This window comes from Aquimarina sp. MMG016, from assembly GCF_018100805.1.
In the GTDB taxonomy this organism is placed as follows: Bacteria; Bacteroidota; Bacteroidia; order Flavobacteriales; family Flavobacteriaceae; genus Aquimarina.
The window spans coordinates 386,762-406,349 of record NZ_JAGJEA010000003.1 but is presented as its reverse complement, the minus strand read 5'-3'; the positions used below and the strand labels follow the sequence as shown (position 1 = coordinate 406,349).

Annotated in this window: 17 protein-coding genes; 2 read left to right on the top strand and 15 right to left on the bottom strand. The window is 35.4% G+C overall.

The window, feature by feature from the left end; genetic code table 11:
- Positions 1-14: 14 nt before the first annotated feature.
- From J8M14_RS08030 to J8M14_RS08005, 6 genes are all read right to left on the bottom strand, one after another.
- Positions 15-341 (bottom strand): SUF system Fe-S cluster assembly protein, encoded by a 327-nt coding sequence (locus J8M14_RS08030; RefSeq protein WP_211074076.1) that lies wholly within the window; start codon positions 339-341, stop codon positions 15-17.
- Positions 342-346: 5 nt separating this feature from the next.
- Positions 347-769, bottom strand: a complete 423-nt coding sequence (locus J8M14_RS08025; protein ID WP_211074075.1) for a SufE family protein — start codon at positions 767-769, stop codon at positions 347-349.
- A 40-nt stretch (positions 770-809) separates the two neighbouring features.
- On the bottom strand, positions 810-1,508 hold the full coding sequence (locus J8M14_RS08020; RefSeq protein ID WP_211074074.1) for a DUF4377 domain-containing protein: 699 nt from the start codon (positions 1,506-1,508) through the stop codon (positions 810-812).
- A gap of 148 nt (positions 1,509-1,656) precedes the next feature.
- Entirely contained in the window at positions 1,657-2,805 is a 1,149-nt protein-coding gene (locus J8M14_RS08015; protein ID WP_211074073.1) for an alpha/beta hydrolase, read from the bottom strand.
- A 461-nt stretch (positions 2,806-3,266) separates the two neighbouring features.
- Entirely contained in the window at positions 3,267-4,280 is a 1,014-nt protein-coding gene (locus J8M14_RS08010) for a zinc metalloprotease (protein WP_211074072.1), read from the bottom strand.
- Between the two features lie 105 nt (positions 4,281-4,385).
- Positions 4,386-5,600, bottom strand: coding sequence for a cysteine desulfurase (locus tag J8M14_RS08005; protein ID WP_211074275.1), 1,215 nt, complete (start codon positions 5,598-5,600; stop codon positions 4,386-4,388).
- A gap of 79 nt (positions 5,601-5,679) precedes the next feature.
- Between J8M14_RS08005 and J8M14_RS08000 the strand changes: the two genes are divergently transcribed.
- Complete coding sequence (locus J8M14_RS08000) at positions 5,680-7,032, top strand: serine hydrolase (protein ID WP_211074071.1); 1,353 nt, start codon at positions 5,680-5,682, stop codon at positions 7,030-7,032.
- A gap of 57 nt (positions 7,033-7,089) precedes the next feature.
- Here the strand turns inward: J8M14_RS08000 and sufD are convergent, their stop codons facing one another.
- The 7 genes from sufD to atpD all read right to left on the bottom strand — a co-directional run bounded on the left by sufD (position 7,090) and on the right by atpD (position 13,517).
- The gene (gene sufD / locus J8M14_RS07995; RefSeq protein ID WP_211074070.1) at positions 7,090-8,403 is read right to left on the bottom strand and encodes a Fe-S cluster assembly protein SufD; all 1,314 of its coding nucleotides are present in this window, start codon (positions 8,401-8,403) and stop codon (positions 7,090-7,092) included.
- Between the two features lie 2 nt (positions 8,404-8,405).
- Positions 8,406-9,158, bottom strand: coding sequence for a Fe-S cluster assembly ATPase SufC (gene sufC / locus J8M14_RS07990; RefSeq protein WP_211074069.1), 753 nt, complete (start codon positions 9,156-9,158; stop codon positions 8,406-8,408).
- A 53-nt stretch (positions 9,159-9,211) separates the two neighbouring features.
- Positions 9,212-9,625 carry a hypothetical protein gene (locus J8M14_RS07985; RefSeq protein WP_211074068.1) on the bottom strand — a complete coding sequence of 138 codons (414 nt, stop codon included), beginning with the start codon at positions 9,623-9,625 and terminating at the stop codon, positions 9,212-9,214.
- A gap of 25 nt (positions 9,626-9,650) precedes the next feature.
- Positions 9,651-11,096: a Fe-S cluster assembly protein SufB gene (gene sufB, locus J8M14_RS07980; RefSeq protein WP_211074067.1), complete on the bottom strand. Its 1,446-nt coding sequence runs from the start codon at positions 11,094-11,096 to the stop codon at positions 9,651-9,653.
- Positions 11,097-11,139: 43 nt separating this feature from the next.
- Complete coding sequence (locus J8M14_RS07975; protein WP_211074066.1) at positions 11,140-11,469, bottom strand: iron-sulfur cluster assembly accessory protein; 330 nt, start codon at positions 11,467-11,469, stop codon at positions 11,140-11,142.
- 177 nt (positions 11,470-11,646) lie between these two features.
- On the bottom strand, positions 11,647-11,922 hold the full coding sequence (locus tag J8M14_RS07970; RefSeq protein WP_211074065.1) for a F0F1 ATP synthase subunit epsilon: 276 nt from the start codon (positions 11,920-11,922) through the stop codon (positions 11,647-11,649).
- 86 nt (positions 11,923-12,008) lie between these two features.
- Positions 12,009-13,517, bottom strand: a complete 1,509-nt coding sequence (gene atpD, locus J8M14_RS07965) for a F0F1 ATP synthase subunit beta (RefSeq protein WP_211074064.1) — start codon at positions 13,515-13,517, stop codon at positions 12,009-12,011.
- Positions 13,518-13,785: 268 nt separating this feature from the next.
- On the opposite strand from atpD, the gene J8M14_RS07960 reads away from it, so the two are divergent.
- A complete protein-coding gene (locus J8M14_RS07960; protein ID WP_211074063.1) occupies positions 13,786-15,063 on the top strand; it encodes a sterol desaturase family protein in 1,278 nt (425 codons plus the stop codon).
- 54 nt (positions 15,064-15,117) lie between these two features.
- On the opposite strand, the gene J8M14_RS07955 is transcribed toward J8M14_RS07960, so the two are convergent.
- A complete protein-coding gene (locus J8M14_RS07955; protein ID WP_211074062.1) occupies positions 15,118-16,641 on the bottom strand; it encodes a G-D-S-L family lipolytic protein in 1,524 nt (507 codons plus the stop codon).
- 20 nt (positions 16,642-16,661) lie between these two features.
- Positions 16,662-19,418: a TonB-dependent receptor gene (locus J8M14_RS07950; protein ID WP_211074061.1), complete on the bottom strand. Its 2,757-nt coding sequence runs from the start codon at positions 19,416-19,418 to the stop codon at positions 16,662-16,664.
- Positions 19,419-19,588: the final 170 nt, after the last annotated feature.

Below are 19,588 nucleotides of genomic sequence, written 5' to 3'. Positions count from 1 at the left end.
CGTATCCTTTACTACTATAACATTCCTAGCTCTAATTTAGCTTCTTCACTCATTAAATCCTGAGACCAGGGCGGATCAAAAGTAAGTTCCATTTCTACATCATTTACTGCGTCGAGAGATTTTACTTTTTCGCGTATTTCTTCCGGCAGAGATTCTGCAACCGGACAGTTAGGAGAGGTAAGTGTCATAAGAATTTTTACATCGTAATCCTCATTAACAAATACATCATAGATTAATCCTAGTTCATAAATATCTACCGGGATTTCAGGATCGTAAATCGTTTTTAGCACTCTTACGATCTTTTCTCCTAGTTCGTTTGTATCTATAGCGGTTTCACTCATTCTGTTTAATTTAATTGTGTTTGGTAGGCAATGGCATACATTTTTAACTGCTTTATCATGCTTACTAAACCATTGGCACGTGTTGGTGATAAATGCTCTTTTAACCCAATTTCATCAATAAAGGCAGTATCTGCATCAATTATATCTTTAGGGTGTTGACCGGAAAAAGCACGAATTAGAATCGCAATAATACCTTTGGTAATAATCGCATCACTATCTGCTGTGAATTCGATTTTATCGTCATTCATCTGAGCATGTACCCATACTTTACTTTGACAACCCTTAATTATATTTTCATCAATTTTATATTTTTCTTCAATTAAAGGAAGTGACTTACCTAGCTCGATCATATATTCATAACGTTGCATCCAATCATCAAACATGCTGAATTCGTCAACAATCTCTTCCTGAATTTCTTGTATAGTCATTACTTACAAATTTTAGACAAAAATACGACAAGTAATATTGCTATTCAATACTTTCTGCTAATGATAGTATAGTATTAACTAATGCTTTGATTTCTTCAGGAGGGTTACCGTGATCAAAGCTACTAGAGGTATAGGTTTGATCTCCTACAATAATTTTAAGTTGAGCATGAGCTGCACCATCAAATGTACGTTTTTCACTAGGAGCCTTTAGCTCACTAATGTTTTTGATATCTATTTTTTTTATGTGAGAAAGAATATTGTCCCAGTCTTTTTTGTTACACTTTTTTGAATCAAAATCCTGAAGATTACGATCTTTAAATTTCTTAATTGCGCTTTTATTAATTTCTGCGGTGATAAAATAACCTCGTGAAAATGCGTTGTAGACTATAGATTTAGGTTCATTTTGGGTAGAAGCTATATTCTGGGCTATAGTTTTGGTTTTTTCTTTAGAAATTATTCTTACTAAAGAATATTGTAAAGAAGAAGCGTCAGCAGGAGGATTTTCTATCTGTTTTATGGAAACCTCAAGTTGATAATTATATCCCTCTTCATAATCAAACCCATCGATAGTGTCATAAAAATATGTCCATTCATCATTCTGTTTTTCTTTAAACAATAAACATTTCTGAGGGGCAACGCCTTCGCAGTCTACTTGATGATCAGCAATGTAAATGGTTTTTGTCTCCTGGCATGCATATAATGACACAACACAACTGATCAAAAAAAGAAGATTTTTCATGGGTACAGTGTTTTAAAATGATAATCTTTTTATATGCTTTAAATGTAATGATTAATAACAGCTATTTATTGTGCTTTAACACAAAAAACAATGGGGAACCATAAGCCCCCCATCATCCTAAAAATGAAATTTATTAATCAAACTAAACTTAGTTTTTAACAACCATCTTCTTATTGATGACAGTGTTTTTAGTGTATATTTTTACTAAGTAATGGCCGGGATTTAAATTTGAAATATTGGCCTGACTTTCTTTTGATGTTGAAACGAGTTGTCCAAATTGATTATAAAACTCAACTTTTTCAATTGGTTTTTGATCTATTGTTCTAATTTCTACAATAGATGAGGCAGGATTAGGAATTAGCTGTGCATCTGATTTGGGAGTAGATAAAGAAACAAAATTACGCTCACCACAAGCATTTTGATACGTAATATCTCCTGATGTTTGTAAATCACTATTGAAGGTTTGTTTTGCAGAAAGATCTCCTTTTAGCTTATAATCAAACCAGGAATTAAGGAATCTAAATGTAATAGCTTGTTGCTCACTTCGTGTAATCTCGATACCTCCAGAAGAACTGTTTTCTCCGAAATCACAGAAAAAATTACTTTGTGCATAATAACAATGAGCTCCTCCTGTAATATTTATGAAGTATTTACAATCAGATCCTAGGTTGTTGTAGATAGGAAGGTGGTTTTCTTCAGGAGGTGTAACGCCATCACCACTTCCTGAAAATACAATGGATTCTGCCGTTACTTTAGAAGCGGGAGTCAATGTGTTAATACGCAATATGGCAGGAGCGAAGGTTACCAATGTTTCTACTTCTGTTAGTGATGCAGCAACTGTAGCTGCTCCACCACCCATAGAATGTCCGATGAGAGCACTTTTGCTATCTACAATTCCAGAAAGAGGAGAGCTTTGATTATTGTTTTCTGCTTGGATGGCCTCTACTATAAAAGCCATGTCTTTAGAAAACGCGTCGTGGTTGGCAAAAAAGGACCCCTCTGTATCTACGAATACTACAATGTATCCTCTTGGAACCAATGTGTCGTAGAAGTTTTGATACGCGCTAGAACCCATTACAAAACCGTGCCCAAGAACGACAACAGGAAATTTCTCGTCAGTTGCTTCAGATGGAATTGCATTATTTACTTGTGGATAGTAAATTTTAGTTCTTACTCTTCGATTACGTCGATCAGCATCTCTGAATGTTTTGTTAGTGTTAGCTACTCCATAGTCTTGGGCAATACCGCTACAGACCATAAAGAGGACAGACAGAATACTAAATACTGCTTTTTTCATGATATATTTATTTTTGGTTAATGTGATGTGATAAAGTTATTCTGAAAAAAAGTATTTTGCAAGAATAATCTAATTTATTTTAACATTTAATCTAATAAATTAGTCATTATTGACTTATTTATTGATTGATCACAAGATATTGATAACTAGATAGTTATTTGTGGTTTTATTGACGACTGTTGGAGTTTTAGAGGTTTCGGAAGGGTTTTTTGGTATTGAAACCACAATATTTTAATAGGGATTTTTCCCTAAAAAATAAAGTTTGATACTTTTAGGAATACGCTATGATTTTGATAAAAGAAAAATTGTCCAGAAGGTAATCTAGGAGCAAGGAATTCCTAATTTTTACTCGATAATCGAGATTTAAATGCTCCGAGGCTTGTCTCGAAATCTGAATCATTTCTCAATTCAATACCTTACGGGCTTGCCCTGAGGTAGTTTACTAAAGACCTATTTTTTATTTATAAATTTATTGAAGCTTCTACAAAACCTACCCTTGGTCCGTCTGGAGCAAAAACCGCTCTCATTCTATCTTTTTGACCTTCGGTAAACATATACATACAAGCATCTTCTGCATAATCCATATAGTTCATTGTCATATCATTAGAATTACAACGAACAGTTGGGTATTGAGGGCAACCAAAGTTAGGTCCGTCGGATAAAGGCGTATCGTCTACAAAATCATCAAAAGAACAATTTCCGTCACCCCATATATGTCTTAGATTTAACCAATGACCAACTTCATGTGTAGTGGTTCTTCCTTTATCAAAAGGAGGGGAGATAAAACCTTTTGTGCCGAAAAATTGTGGAGAAATTACGATTCCATCGGTTGCTGGATCATCCCCCGGGAACTGGGCATAACCAAGAATACCTCCACCAATATTACATACCCAGATATTTAGCTTTGTAGAAGAATCGATAACATCTGAACCACCATTAGATGAAAACTTCATTTGATCATCGGTTCCCCATTCAGTTCGTGTTGAAGATTTGCGAATGATAGAGTCTAACTCAAAACGAATTCGAGTATTTTTCGACAATCCTGCAAACTCTTCAGGTATTTGATTAATGTCGGGATTGGTTTTGCTAAAGTCCTGATTTAGTACCTTGATTTGAGAAATAATCTGATCATCGCAAATATTTTCCTGGTCTTTGTTATAAATGACGTGTACAATGGTTGGGATGGTAATAGTGTCTAAATCTGTTATTTTTCCGGTTTTTCTAAGCTCGATAAAGGCCTGACACTGTTTTTCTATAGTATCCATTCTGGATTTAAGGGTTGGAGTACGAGCCATATGTTTTTCGAGAACCTCCATAGTTCCACACCTTTTTATAGAATCAATCTTTGTTAATTTATAAAGGGTTTTAGATTTCTCAGTATCCATACATATCGGACTATCTGTATCTTTACTGGCAGGACAGCTTAGAAAAAACAGAAGTGATATAACCAAAGCAGGAATTGTTAACTTTTTCATTTTTAAGAGTATTATATAGTATAAACGAAAAAGTACTCCTCTTTGTTTTAAGAATTAGCAAAGTTTAGAATTGTTTAACATTTTGAAAATCAACACATAAGAAAACTAGCTAAGCATCATTTTAGCTTTTTTTACAGCTTCTACTAAAGCATCAATTTCTTCTTTAGTATTATAAAACGAAAACGAGGCACGGATGGTTCCGGGAATTTTATAAAAGTCCATAATAGGCTGTGCACAATGATGACCAGTACGAACTGCAATACCAAGTTTATCAACGATAGTTCCCACATCATAAGGATGAATACCTTCTAAATTAAATGATATTACAGAAGTCTTGTTTTTAGAAGTTCCATAGATTCTTAAACCTTCGATCTCCAAGAGTTTTTGGGTCCCGTATGCTAATAACTCATTTTCATATTGAGCAATGTTGTCAAAACCGATACTATTCATATAGTCTAAAGCAGCTCCAAAAGCAATTCCTCCACAGATATTAGGTGTCCCAGCTTCGAATTTGTGCGGAAGGCCAGCATAAGTCGTCTTTTCGAAAGTTACTTGTTCGATCATTTCACCGCCACCTTGATAAGGAGGAAGTTTATTCAACCATTCTTCTTTTCCGTATAACATTCCCACACCTGTTGGACCACAAAGTTTATGAGCAGAAGCGACATAAAAATCTACATCCAGAGCTTGTACATCAGGTTTTATATGAGGGCAGGATTGAGCACCATCGATTAACACTGCGGCACCTACTTTATGTGCTTTAGTAATAATTTCCTCTATTGGATTGATGGTTCCTAGAGCATTAGAGATATGATTGGTGAACACTAGTTTAGTTTTATCAGAAAGTAATTGATCATACACATCCATTAGCAACTCTCCTTCTTCGTTCATAGGAATTACTTTGAGAATGGCTCCAGTTCGTTCACAAAGCATTTGCCATGGCACAATATTAGAGTGATGCTCCAATGCCGAAACTATAATTTCATCTCCTTCTGAAAGTAGATTGGTAAAACCGGTTGCCACAATATTAATACTATGAGTGGTTCCTGAAGTGAGAATGATCTCATAAGAATGCATGGCATTAAAATGCTGTTGTACCTTATTACGAGCAATTTCATAGGCATCTGTAGCTTCCTGAGATAGCGTATGAACACCACGATGAATGTTGGCGTTATAATTACTATAATAATCCACAATTGCGTCAATCACAACTTTAGGAGTTTGTGAAGTAGCAGCATTATCAAAATACACTAAAGGTTTTCCGTTTACTTGTCTATTAAGAATTGGAAAATCCTTGCGAATTTTTTGTACATCAAGCATATCAATTTCTTTCTGCAAAAGTAGTAAGTATTTCTAACTGATATTACTTATTTTTAGAATGATTTAACCTAATTGCACAATGAAGCGGTTTAAAAAGATTCTTGGATTTACTTGTATTGGATTAGTTGCTATTATATTGATCGGAGCTTTCCTGAATTACCCTAAACTTACCATACTCACAGGATATTCTGCGAAAAACATGTGTTCTTCGGTGTTTATGGCTAATCGCAGCGCTGAATTCACGGACTCCAAAGACAATAATTTTGCTCCGGTTCATTTAGCAGATGATGTGGTCAATTCTGAAGAAAAATATGCAGTTGCTTCTGTTTTTGGTTTACAAGAACGAAAAGCGATCTATAGAGAGGGGTTAGGAAGCGTTTTGATCAATGATGATTTTGACACTAAAGTTCCTTATCTAAAACCGAATCGCACAATTATAAAAAAGAATTTACCTTTTCCATATGGAGATTTACCTCAAAAAGATACTGTTTTTGGCAATGTCGATTACACGAAAGTGAATGAGGTAGTTTCATCGATTTTTGATGCTGAAGGTGAAAATATCCAGAAAACCAGAGCAGTTCTGGTAATTCATAAAGATCAGATCATAGCAGAGAAGTATGCTGAAGGTTTAGATAAAGATTCAAAGCTATTAGGCTGGTCGATGACTAAAAGTGTTTTGGCGACCATTTATGGTGTGTTACAAAGCCAAAAAAAGATAAATATCAATGATAAAGCACCTGTTGAAGCCTGGCAAAATGATGATAGAAAAGAAATCACGATCAATAATTTATTACAAATGAATTGTGGTTTGGAGTGGGATGAGGATTATGGTTCTATTTCGGATGCTACTACAATGTTATATCTGGATACCGATATGACAAAAACACAGATTCATAAAAAGCTTATTCATAAACCCAATGAGTATTGGTATTATTCATCAGGTGTTTCTAATTTGTTGTCTGGGATTTTACGAAAACATTTTGATAGTTATCAGGAATATCTGGATTATCCCTATCGAGAATTTATTGACAAAATAGGGATGCACTCTATGCTTATGGAAACCGATATGGTAGGAAATTATGTAGGTTCTTCTTATGCCTGGGCTACTGTAAGAGATTGGGGAAAGTTTGGATTGCTGTATTTACATAAAGGTAATTGGAACGGAGAGCAGATTTTTAACCCTTCTTGGACAGATTACGTGACTACACCAAGCCCAACATCAGAAGGTGACTATGGAGGGCATTTTTGGCTCAATGTAGGAGGTTTTTATCCAGATGCACCAAAAGATATGTTTTCGGCTAATGGATTTCAGGGTCAGCGTGTATTTATTATTCCTTCTAAAGACTTAGTAATTGTACGTTTTGGACTCATTGGAGATGCTGGAGTGGATTTTAATACATTTTTAAAGGAAATGGTTAGTGCTGTAGAATAAAAAAGCCCTAAGATTAACTTAAGGCTTCCTTTATATATAATTTTTATCAGTCTGCCTCTACAAATCAAAACCAATATTAACACCAAGCTTATTGGCGATTAGTTTATTTATTCTACTTTTAAGTTGAGGTATTTTTACGCTTTCTAATACATTATTAGCAAAAGCATACATCAATAATGCTCTGGCTTCTTTTTCACCAATTCCTCTGGCTCTCATATAGAATAAAGCATTTTCATCTAGCTGACCAATTGTACAGCCGTGTGAACATTTTACGTCGTCTGCAAAAATCTCTAACTGAGGTTTAGAATTGATCGTTGCCTTATCACTTAACAATACATTGTTATTAGACTGAAAAGCGTTAGTTTTCTGAGCTTCTTTATTTACAATGATCTTACCGTTAAAAACACCTGTAGCTTTTTCATCAAAAATACCTTTATAATCCTGATGACTTTCACAATTAGGTTCAGTATGATGAACAAGTGTATTATGATCTACATGTTGCTTTCCTTCGATAATAGTTACCCCATTAAGTATAGAATCAATACCTTCTCCTTTTTGATAGAAATTAAGGTTGTTTCTCGTAATATTTCCACCAAAGGCAAACGTGTGTACTGAGGCAATACTCTGAGCTTGTTGCTCTATAAATGTATTATCGATTAAAGAAGCATTTTCATTATCATTTTGGATCTTATAATAATCCACAATCGCTCTTTTGTCAGCAAATATCTCGGTTACAGAGTTTGTTAATACCGCATTATTGGTTAAACTCTGGTGGCGTTCAATAATCTGAACATGAGAATTCTCTTCTACAACAATTAGATTACGAGGCTGTAACATCTGAGCAGATTCTTTTCCGGTAGAAAAATGTACGATTTGAATTGGTTTATCCGCCAGCTTATTTTTCGGAATATAAATATAAGCTCCTTCTCTAGAAAAAGCAGTATTCAATGAAGTCAATCCATCCTGCTTCGCTACTTTATTAAAATAATTTTCAATGATTGGCTTATACTTCTCGTGAGAAAGGGCAGAAGACATTAGGCACACATCAATTTTATCATGTGTAGTTTCTGATAAGTGAGAAGAGTATTTTCCGTCTATAAATACAATTTTATAAGTGTCCAGGTCATGAACAAAGTATTTCTTAATATCCTTGAACTCCAGTGCATTTTCTTCTTTAGGAAAAACACTATAGTCATGTTTAAGGATAGCATTTAGAGAGGTATACTTCCAGGCTTCTTCCTTTTTAGAAGGGAATCCTTTTTCTTCAAAATTCTTTATGGCTTGACTTCTAATTTCGTGAACCGGAGCATCAATATCTACGGTGTTTTCAAAAGCCAAAAAAGAGGATACTAATTTTTCCTTTAGTTCCATAATTATGCGTTTATCTCTTCTTTAATCCAGTCGTATCCTTTTTCTTCTAATTCTAAAGCCAATTCTTTACTGCCTGACTTTACAATTTTTCCATCATACAAAACATGTACATAATCAGGAACAATATATTCTAATAATCGCTGGTAATGAGTAATTACTACCACAGCATTATCTTGACCTTTTAATTTGTTTACACCATTAGCAACAATTCTCAAGGCGTCGATATCCAATCCAGAATCTGTTTCATCAAGAATAGCAAGCTTAGGCTCCATCATTGCCATCTGAAAAATCTCGTTACGCTTTTTCTCTCCACCAGAGAACCCTTCATTAAGGGAACGAGATAAAAATTTACGGTCGATCTCTAATAATTCAGATTTCTCGCGAATTTTCTTCAACATATCCTTTGCAGGCATTTCTTCAAGACCTTGTGCTTTTCTGGTCTCGTTGATAGCGGTTTTCATAAAGTTGGTTACCGTTACCCCAGGAATTTCTACAGGATACTGAAAAGACATAAAAACACCTTTATGAGCTCGCTCTTCTGGTGCTAGTTCTTCAATATCTTCTCCTTCTAAAAGAATATTGCCTTCTGTTACTTCATATTCTTCTTTTCCGGCAACGATATTGGCCAAGGTACTTTTTCCGGCACCATTAGGCCCCATAATCGCGTGTACTTCACCAGCCTTTACATTAAGATTAAGGCCTTTTAGTATTTCTTTTCCTTCAACACTAGCGTGCAAATCCTTTATTTCTAACATTTTTTATAGATCTCTTTTCTTTTTCTTAAAGAATATTATTTATAATCGCTTTACTAGTGATTATGTCCTTCGTGTCCATTTTCACTAGAGGTTTCTCCATTTTCTGAAGATTTTATTTTTGTTGGTAATTCAGAAGTTGGTTCTGTAACTCCGACAATCTCTGTTATTTCTACGACTTCATCCCATCCCTCTTTTGGGTTAGGCTTAATAATCCCTTTTACAACAACAGGAACCATATCGTATTCTTCTCTTTGTAATGGTTTAGATTTTTTGTCCAATTCGTTTGCTAGCTCATTAAGCTCTACTCCATATATAAAATCTTTACCTTTGATCACTCCGGCATCATCGATTAAGATAAATTCGCCCCTGATTAATTGTGCTCCATCTACAGAGGCTTGGGATTTTTCATTTTTACAAGAGGTAATTACGATACTTAATACTAAAATTAGTGGGAATAATTTTTTCATTAATGAGGATTTGATGGTTATACATTTACCCTACAGAACCTTCCAGAGAAATCTCCAAAAGTTTTTGGGCTTCGACAGCAAATTCCATAGGCAATTTATTTAAGACTTCTTTACTAAAACCATTTACAATCAATGCGATTGCTTTTTCGGTATCGATACCTCTTTGGTTACAGTAAAAAATCTGATCTTCACCTATCTTGCTAGTCGTTGCTTCATGTTCTATCTGAGCAGTTTTATTTTTTGCTTCTATATAAGGAAACGTATGTGCACCACATTCATTGCCCATAAGTAATGAATCACATTGTGAAAAATTACGGGCATTCTTAGCTCTACTATTTATTTGTACTAATCCTCGGTAACTATTTTGAGACTTTCCAGCCGAAATACCTTTAGAAATAATAGTACTCTTGGTGTTTTTACCAAGATGTATCATTTTGGTACCTGTATCCGCTTGTTGGAAGTTATTAGTAACAGCGATAGAATAAAATTCTCCTACCGAATTATCACCTTTTAAAACACAAGATGGGTATTTCCAGGTTACTGCTGATCCTGTTTCTACTTGTGTCCAGGAAATTTTAGCATTAGTTTCACAGATACCACGTTTGGTTACGAAGTTAAAGACTCCTCCTTTACCTTCTGCATTACCGGGATACCAATTCTGTACGGTTGAATATTTAATCTCTGCATCATCCAGTGCAATTAATTCTACAACGGCAGCGTGTAATTGATTTTCATCTCTGGATGGAGCTGTGCAACCCTCCAGATAACTTACATAACTTCCTTGATCTGCAACAACAAGAGTTCGTTCAAACTGACCTGTTCCGGCTTGATTGATTCTAAAATACGTCGATAACTCCATCGGGCAACGAACACCTTTGGGGATATAACAGAAAGAACCATCACTGAATACTGCAGAGTTTAATGCTGCATAAAAATTGTCTTTTTGCGGAACTACAGAGCCAATGTATTTTTTAACCAATTCAGGGTGTTCCTGAATTGCTTCAGAAATAGAACAGAATATAATTCCTTTTTCTGCCAGAGTTTCTTTAAATGTAGTAGCCACAGAAACAGAATCCATTACAATATCAACTGCAACGCCTGCCAATTTCTTTTGCTCATCCAGAGAGATCCCAAGTTTTTTAAAGGTTTCTAATAGCTCAGGGTCTACTTCATCTATACTATTATACTTCGGCTTTTTGTTAGGAGCAGAGTAGTAGGAAATGTCTTGAAAATTAGGTTTTTCATAGTTTACATTAGCCCACTCAGGCTCTTCCATCTGTTCCCAGACACGAAAAGCTTCTAATCTCCATGCTGTCATCCATTCAGGCTCCTCTTTTTTCTTAGAAATTGCGCGAACGATATCTTCATTAAGGCCAACAGGAAAAGTATCAGATTCTATATCTGTATAAAATCCATACTCATATTCTTTGGTCTCTAATTCTTTCTTTAAGTCGTCTTCAGTATATGCCATCTTTACAATCCTGAACTCATTTCAGGATCTTTTTTTTAAATTTTTAAAGGGAAAAACTCTCTCCACAACCACAAGTTCTACTAGCGTTGGGATTATTAAACACAAAACCGGTACCGTTTAATCCACCAGAGTATTCTAGTGTTGTACCAATTAGATAAAGGAAGCTTTTTTTATCTACGATGATTTTTACTCCATTGTCTTCGAACACCTTATCTCCTTCTTGTTGAGCTTTATCAAACTTTAAGTCATAAGATAAACCTGAGCATCCACCACTTTTTACGCCAACCCGGACATAATCAGTAGTAGCATTATACCCATCATCACTCATCAATTCGATGACCTTGTTTTTAGCTATGTCTGATACTTTAATCATATTAAAATAAAATAGATTAATTCTAAATTGAATGCAAATATACTACTTAAGTAGATTTTATACACTAAACCTAACATTTATCTAACAAATAGTGGAATAAGCTTATGTTATACAATAAAAAAACCCTAATCCGAAAATTTCAGGATTAGGGCTTAGAATTTTTTATAAACAACCGAATTAGTCTGCTAATACGATTACTTTATTGTCTTTCATTTCGATAGTTCCAGAGTTTATCGGAAGTAATGTTACACCATTCTCTTTAGTGAATTTTTCAGCTACTTCTTCTTCTAAATTCATATCACCATACACTTTTACACTTCCTTTTCCTAGTAAAGAAACAATAGGTGCGTGATTATCTAACATCTGAAACTCTCCATTCACACCTGGTACCGCAACAGAAGTTACTTCACCACTGAATAATACTGCTTCTGGAGTTACTATTTCTAAATACATATGTATAGTTGTTTGTTGTTCGTTGTTGGTTGATAGTGTTTTAGAAAGTATATCTCAAAACTACCACCTATCAACAATTAACCAAATTACGCTTCAGCTAACATTTTCTCACCAGCTTCGATAGCTTCTTCGATTGTACCTTTAAGGTTAAATGCAGCTTCTGGTAAGTGATCTAACTCACCATCCATAATCATTGTAAATGCCTTAATTGTATCTTTGATATCTACTAAACATCCTGGGATACCAGTAAATTGCTCTGCTACGTGGAATGGCTGAGATAGGAAACGTTGTACACGACGTGCACGTCCTACTGCTAATTTATCTTCTTCAGATAATTCTTCCATACCAAGGATAGCAATGATATCTTGTAATTCTTTATAACGCTGTAAAAGCTCTTTTACTCTTTGTGCACAGTTATAGTGCTCATCTCCTAAAATATCAGCAGTCAAAATTCTTGATGTAGAATCTAATGGATCTACCGCTGGATATATACCAAGCTCTGCAATCTTACGAGATAATACTGTTGTTGCATCTAAGTGAGCAAACGTAGTTGCCGGTGCTGGATCAGTTAAATCATCCGCAGGTACATAAACTGCTTGTACAGATGTAATAGATCCTTTCTTAGTAGAAGTAATACGCTCCTGCATCACACCCATCTCTGTTGCTAATGTTGGTTGGTATCCTACTGCAGATGGCATACGCCCTAGAAGTGCTGACACCTCAGAACCTGCTTGTGTAAAACGGAAAATGTTATCTACGAAGAAAAGTACATCTTTTCCTTGTCCATCTCCAGCTCCATCACGGAAATATTCTGCAATGGTAAGACCAGAAAGCGCAACACGAGCACGTGCTCCCGGTGGCTCATTCATCTGTCCGAATACGAAAGTAGCTTTAGATTCTTTCATTACTTCTTTATCAACCTTAGAAAGATCCCATCCACCTTCTTCCATAGAATGCATAAAGTCATCACCATACTTGATAATTCCTGACTCTAACATCTCACGAAGTAAATCATTTCCTTCACGAGTTCTTTCTCCTACTCCTGCGAATACAGAAAGACCACCGTGACCTTTTGCAATATTGTTGATCAACTCCTGGATCAATACTGTTTTACCTACTCCTGCACCACCAAATAATCCAATCTTACCTCCTTTTGCATAAGGCTCGATAAGGTCGATTACTTTAATACCAGTAAATAAAACTTCTGTAGAAGTTGATAAGTCTTCAAACTTAGGTGCCTGACGGTGAATAGGAAGACCATCCTTTTCTGTTTTTGGAAGATCTCCAAGACCATCAATAGCATCACCAATTACATTAAATAGACGACCATATACATCGCCACCGATTGGCATTTGGATCGGAGCTCCTGTTGCAACAACTTCCATTCCTCTGCTCAAACCATCACTGGAATCCATAGCAATAGTACGTACAGTATCTTCACCAATGTGAGACTGAACCTCTAATACTATTTTGCTACCGTCTGTTTTGTTAATTTCTAATGAATCGTAAATTTTTGGTAATTCAGTACCAGCTGCGAATTCTACATCGATAACCGGACCTACAATCTGAGATACTTTACCCGTAACTTTGGACATTATATAACTATTTAATGTTTAGTATTTAACTATGTAAAAAAGGTTAAGGTTTTATAATTAAAAATACCGTCCTTTTTCAGGCTGCAAATATAGTCTTTTAAAATGAAAAATATAACTCCTTTTCTTTTGTTTTTTTAAGGCAAAACTTTATATAGTTTTTTTGAGCAAAGATCTCCTCTTTTTCTGTGGTTTTATAATGCTTTAGGGTTGTTCTGAATTAGGTTTGTGCTAAAGAATATTTTCCTTACTTTTAAACAAAACATATCTTATGGAAACATATGCAACAGCACTAAGCTATGCTATTCCTGGATTTATTGTATTGATATTAATAGAATATTTGATTAGTAGAATCAAAGGAATTCCTGTTAATGAAGCTATGGATACAATTTCGAGTTTAAGCTCTGGAATGACGGATACATTAAGAAGCTTAACAGGGCTAGCAATAGTTATTATAAGTTACGATTGGATGGTTGATCGTATTGCATTGATAAATATTAATTCTTCTATAGCCGTTTATGTTTTAACATTTATAGGGTTGGACTTCGCAGGATATTGGTCACATCGTTTTAATCATACGATTAATTTATTTTGGAATCGGCATATCATACATCATAGTAGTGAAGAATTTAATTTAGCCTGTGCTTTGAGACAAAGCGTTTCTGCTATAATTTCAATATATTTCTTTTTATACGTTCCTTTAGCATTGCTAGGCATTCCTGCAAATGTGGTTGCACTGGTTGCGCCAATCCATTTATTTGCGCAATTCTGGTATCATACAAGGTTGATAAACAAGATGGGTTTTTTGGAACATATTATTGTTACACCATCTCACCATAGAGTACATCACGCTATCAATGATGAGTATTTAGATAAAAATTATTCACAGATATTTATTTTCTGGGATAAGTTTTTTGGCACGTTTCAAGAAGAAATGCCTGATAAACCACCAGTTTATGGAGTAAAAAAACCTGTAAATACCTGGAATCCTTTCCTGATTAATTTTATGCATGCCTGGGGAATATTAAAAGATGCCTGGAGAACAAAAAGTTGGTGGGATAAAATACGTATATGGTATATGCCGACTGGATGGAGGCCTGATGATGTAAATGAAAAGTATCCGATTCAGATTATTACAGATCCATATACTCGTAAAAAATATAAAACAGAAAGTTCATTATTATTAAAATTATGGTCTTGGCTGCAGTTAATAGCAACATTAACCTTAATGTATTATTTATTAGTGAGTTTTGGAGATTTTGAGTTTATGGAGATTATCAATTACTCAATCTTTCTGGCTATCTCTATATTCGCCTATACTTCATTAATGGACCTACATATTATTTCTATATATGCTGAGGGTATAAAGGTGGGGTTCGGCTCATATCTAATTATTATGGGAAATGGGTGGTTTGGTATTGATGACTTATTTCTGGGAGCAACGTATTTGATAGTAGGATATATGGTTATTTCCTTTGTGTTGACTTTTTATTTTTTGTTTGTTGAAAAAAATGTTAGAATCAATCAACTGCTTAGTAAAAGCTTATAAATAAAACCGTTTGGCAATAAGCCAAACGGTTTTATTTATAAGCTTACTCTTTATTTATTGAAGTAATGCAGGCGAATAATTTGTATTGTAGGTTGAAACATCTACTAAATTACCCGAAGCTTCAAAGTTTGAACCATAGGTAGCATCTATAGCTTTTAGCATCTCATTAGCAACCAATGCGTAACCTCTAGAGGTAGGATGTACACCATCTAATGAAAAAGCACCACCCGTTACTAAATCCGATGATATGATTAGTTCGTTTATTTCAACACCAGTTGAAGCAACTTGATCTAACAGTGCATTGGCATCAAATAGTGCAAATCCATTTGCTGATGCAGCTGTTTCTATAATATTATTAAAAGCAATGGTTGCCACTTCGATTTCGTTTTGTTCTTCTGGTGTTAGCACCCATTTATCGGATAAAGCTACTGCAACACCGTTAACGGATAATGGATTTTGTGGGTCCGCAAGCGTTCCTATGAAGCTTGAAGCCGGTAATACCAGTAAGTCTTCTTCAGTGGCTTGCCTGAAGTTAGGTAAACCTAAACCGGATAAATCTGTTAAATCCTCATCTACAATCACTACAGCATTAGACGATGAAGCTTCAAAACTAATTGTTCGAGCATCAGCTTCTTCTGCATCTATTAAACTATTTGCTAAAGCTAATTGTAAACCTCCATTATATTCGGCATACGCTTGATTAACAGCACTTGCCGTAGCAGCATCTAATGGTACAGGATTGTGCGGTACTGTCGTAAAATGAGGTATGGAAGTTACATTAGGAATATTGCCAAGAATACCTTGAACTCCTGGAATATTGCCTGTTAATGATCCTACAAGCGCTTGGTAAGTAGCTTCAAAGCCAACTCCGGCAGCTCCAGCTATTGGTGTTATTGGATCAGTACCATCGCCACCGGAGAGTGCATAGCCCAATACGTCATTGTTACCTATCCATAAAGAAATGAATGAGGGTTGTTGTGCAATTGCCAATTCTATTACGCTTGCGTCAGGTGTTGCCCCTGTCATTCTTATAAAATATGGATTAGCATTGGGTAATGCCGCAATATTACCATAACCAGAAGCTAATAGATGAAAACTTTTAGCTCCGGGTACACCAAGATTGTTAAATGGCCCAGTGGGAGGGTTTAAAACGATATCTGTCGTAGGCACTGCAGAAGGCACCAATGATTGTAAAGGTGCTGGTCCGGAACCATCAAAGACCAATCTTGGACCAAAACCATCAATTTGGGTTCCTCCAGCTAACAAACCGCCGATATTATCATTCATTAATGGTTGTGTAAAGGCACCACCGTTTCCTAAAGCTGCAAATTGTTGTGCCATTATTGCAGGAGTAGAATTTTCTTGAGCAATTTTATAAAGAGCACCGTCTGAAAAACCTGCTGTTAATGAGTTTCCTATAGATACAAATGTGGAAAAATCTGCGCTTCCTTGCGTAAAAATTTCAAGTTCTACGGATTCTTCTTGTCCTCTGTTTCTTAGGTCTTCTAAAGTGTCATTCTCGCAAGACATAAAGCCTACGGTAAGAAGAGACAATAGTATATATTTAATTTTTTTCATGATAATTTCTAATTTCTACATTATAAGTTATTGATTGTCCACGATATGTAATACTGGGAACCAATGAATCCTGTACCAAACGCCGTAAAATATTCGTCTTGCAATAAGTTTGCTGCACCTAGTTTAAAAGTGGATTTAAAGCTTGGAATAGTATAATTAATTTGAGCATCAACCACTTGGTAAGCGGGTACTTCACCGTCTCCAAAGGGAGCTTCCCAGAAGAAGTTATCACTCCATCTCCAAGAGGTATTAAATCCAAAATTTTTGAACAATTCAGCGTTACCAAAAGAGACTTTTACTTTATGTTCTGGTGTGTTAAACTGAGTTCTAAAATCCGGATTTTCGTTTACATCAAAATCTAATCTAGCCCAAGTGTAGTTGGCATTTAAATCAAAATCGTTGAATATTTTTGTGGATACTTGAAGAGCTGCTCCATACGATTTTATATCTGTATCAGAATTTGTGTAAGTTTGATATGCTTGGAAATCGTCGTTTGCTAAAGCTGCTAACGAAAGAGAATTATCTCCTGCAGTACCATAAAGGGGAGCTACTACAGTTTCGTTAGCTAAGAAGTCCTGATACTGATTATAGTAGGCTGAGGCATCGAAGATAAACTTTTCTACCTTACCACGGTATCCGACTTCAAAAGAGGTAACCTGTTCTGGTTCTGCTAAAGAAGAGTTCCCTATTCGTAAATCTGCAAGGTTTCCAGAATCAGCAAAGTCTTCAACAGAGCTCGCCAAATAAGAATTAGAGTAAGCGGCAGCACCTGTCTGCGTTATTTGAGAAGGTTGCCCTAACCCTTGTCCGTCATTGCTTATATTATAAGTTCGTGAAAATCTCTCTGGGTTATCAAAAGCACCACCGATTAATATAGCTCGACCAACATCTAAGCCAATATATAAATCCTGAGTAGTCGGATTTCTAAATCCTGTCTGGAAGGACAATCTAAAGTTGTGATTTTCATTGAGTGTAAAACCTGCCGAAATTCTCGGAGAGAAAAATCCGTCGAACAATTCAGACTTGTCGAATCTTATGGATCCTGTTAATTTTAATTTTAAATTATCACTTAAGTCTAATTTTTTCTGAGCTTGAGTATATACACCAAATTCTGAATACGTAATAGGACCATCAAAATCAGTATAGATAGTTCCAAATGAATTGAGGCGATACGTTCTGAAAGAGCCTCCAACCTGTATCTCTACAGCATCCCAAAGATGGCTGAAGTTATAATTTGCATCTCCGTGGTAAATTTTTGAATTATCTTGAAAACGAGAACCTGTAGATAAATCGGGATCATTTACTATTCTATCAAATGTTTCCAGAAATTCAGGGGTTCCAGGAAGCAAACGGCCAGTATCGGCAGCTGCTCTTGCCGCGTCATGTTTTTGCTGTGTTGTTAGCCCTTGCGGATTACCAGACAGTTCTATACCAGCATATGTTGCTATATAATCTCCAAACCAATCCTCATCACTCTTCCAGGCACGGTTAATGTTAATCCCGGTAAAAACCATGTCATAAGAAGCACCTGCTTTATCTTCAGTAAGATAACCTCTTACAAAAAAGTTGTCATTTCTTATTTCCAATTTATGTTGTTGCAAAAAGAAGTTTTTGATATTGTATCTGTTAGCACCTTGATAAATAGTGTTACCAGAACCAACTTTACCTACATATTGAATTTCGAAATCTGTAGCCCATGGGCGGAAATATAAACCCCAGTCTGCTTTAATACTCTCAGCATTGTAGTTGGTCAAATCCGCTTCGTTATATCCTGTTCTACTTACCTCCACATCTGGTATAATACCTAAACCAGAAGCTTCCCTAATATTAGTAGAAACTTCATCCCCGTAGACATTGATACCGTCGTAATTTGTGTTTGCTCTTGTAAAACCTCTATTAAATCTATCTTCTTCATTTGTAGCAAACCAATCCGTACCTTTTAAATAGCCAAAATTGATTTTTGCTGCAAATTTATCACTGAATTTATGACCTGCTCGTATACCAAAATCTCTATAGTCATTGTCACCTGCAGCTTCTTGAGAAGTTACACCTCCTTTGATGTAAGCACTTAGGCCTTGATGGTCAAAAGGATTTTTACTGCGCATAAATAGAATACCGTTGAAAGCATTTGCTCCATAAAGTGCTGATGCAGCTCCAGGAAGAATTTCTACACTTTGTACATCAGTTTCTACCATACCCAAAAGGTTACCTATTGGAAAGTTAAGAGCAGGTGCAGAGTTGTCCATTCCATCAACAAGTTGCATAAATCTTGTGTTGGCAAAGCTGGCAAATCCCCTTGTGTTGATAGATTTAAATGTTAAACTATTTACGTTAATATCGACACCTTTTAAATTTTCCAGACCGCCATAAAAGTCTGCAGAAGGTGTGCTTTTCAATTCTTTCAATCCAAAACGCTCTACGGTAACTGGTGATTCAAAAATACGTTCAGGTGTTCTAGAGGCAGAAACAATTACCTCATCAAGTTGTGTTCCTTCTTTTAGTGTAATAGTTAAATCTTGTGCGTCAGAAGTAACATTGATTGAAGTAGCCTCAAAGCCAACGCTACTGGCATTAATTGTAAAAGGAGGTTCTTGGTCGACGGTTAATGAAAAGAGCCCGTCAAAATCTGATACTGTTCCTACCGCTTTTCCTTGTAAAGCGATATTTACCCCAGGTATAGGCTGATTATTATCATCAACGACTTTACCCTTAATAGTTGTCTGTGCAGTAGTAATAGTGCTTAAAAAAAGCAACATCACTATGGTGATTGTTCTCATGTCCCAAATAAGTTTTTGTGTTATGACAACAATATACGTTTTTTTATGATTTGTTTAATAAAAAAGTTAAAAAGCTGGTTTTTACTTAAAAATATATATGGGTAATTGGATTATAAGTAAATTTGACTGCTAAAAGATAATAATTCCTAGCTTTTTGATTTTTACTAATG

What these genes read in the sequence shown, in the direction of transcription:
- J8M14_RS08030 (WP_211074076.1), bottom strand. Translation starts at nt 341, where the DNA reads ATGAGTGAAACCGCTATAGATACAAACGAACTAGGAGAAAAGATCGTA.
- J8M14_RS08025 (WP_211074075.1), bottom strand. Translation starts at nt 769, where the DNA reads ATGACTATACAAGAAATTCAGGAAGAGATTGTTGACGAATTCAGCATG.
- J8M14_RS08020 (WP_211074074.1), bottom strand. Translation starts at nt 1,508, where the DNA reads ATGAAAAATCTTCTTTTTTTGATCAGTTGTGTTGTGTCATTATATGCA.
- J8M14_RS08015 (WP_211074073.1), bottom strand. Translation starts at nt 2,805, where the DNA reads ATGAAAAAAGCAGTATTTAGTATTCTGTCTGTCCTCTTTATGGTCTGT.
- J8M14_RS08010 (WP_211074072.1), bottom strand. Translation starts at nt 4,280, where the DNA reads ATGAAAAAGTTAACAATTCCTGCTTTGGTTATATCACTTCTGTTTTTT.
- J8M14_RS08005 (WP_211074275.1), bottom strand. Translation starts at nt 5,600, where the DNA reads ATGCTTGATGTACAAAAAATTCGCAAGGATTTTCCAATTCTTAATAGA.
- J8M14_RS08000 (WP_211074071.1), top strand. Translation starts at nt 5,680, where the DNA reads ATGAAGCGGTTTAAAAAGATTCTTGGATTTACTTGTATTGGATTAGTT.
- sufD (WP_211074070.1), bottom strand. Translation starts at nt 8,403, where the DNA reads ATGGAACTAAAGGAAAAATTAGTATCCTCTTTTTTGGCTTTTGAAAAC.
- sufC (WP_211074069.1), bottom strand. Translation starts at nt 9,158, where the DNA reads ATGTTAGAAATAAAGGATTTGCACGCTAGTGTTGAAGGAAAAGAAATA.
- J8M14_RS07985 (WP_211074068.1), bottom strand. Translation starts at nt 9,625, where the DNA reads ATGAAAAAATTATTCCCACTAATTTTAGTATTAAGTATCGTAATTACC.
- sufB (WP_211074067.1), bottom strand. Translation starts at nt 11,096, where the DNA reads ATGGCATATACTGAAGACGACTTAAAGAAAGAATTAGAGACCAAAGAA.
- J8M14_RS07975 (WP_211074066.1), bottom strand. Translation starts at nt 11,469, where the DNA reads ATGATTAAAGTATCAGACATAGCTAAAAACAAGGTCATCGAATTGATG.
- J8M14_RS07970 (WP_211074065.1), bottom strand. Translation starts at nt 11,922, where the DNA reads ATGTATTTAGAAATAGTAACTCCAGAAGCAGTATTATTCAGTGGTGAA.
- atpD (WP_211074064.1), bottom strand. Translation starts at nt 13,517, where the DNA reads ATGTCCAAAGTTACGGGTAAAGTATCTCAGATTGTAGGTCCGGTTATC.
- J8M14_RS07960 (WP_211074063.1), top strand. Translation starts at nt 13,786, where the DNA reads ATGGAAACATATGCAACAGCACTAAGCTATGCTATTCCTGGATTTATT.
- J8M14_RS07955 (WP_211074062.1), bottom strand. Translation starts at nt 16,641, where the DNA reads ATGAAAAAAATTAAATATATACTATTGTCTCTTCTTACCGTAGGCTTT.
- J8M14_RS07950 (WP_211074061.1), bottom strand. Translation starts at nt 19,418, where the DNA reads ATGAGAACAATCACCATAGTGATGTTGCTTTTTTTAAGCACTATTACT.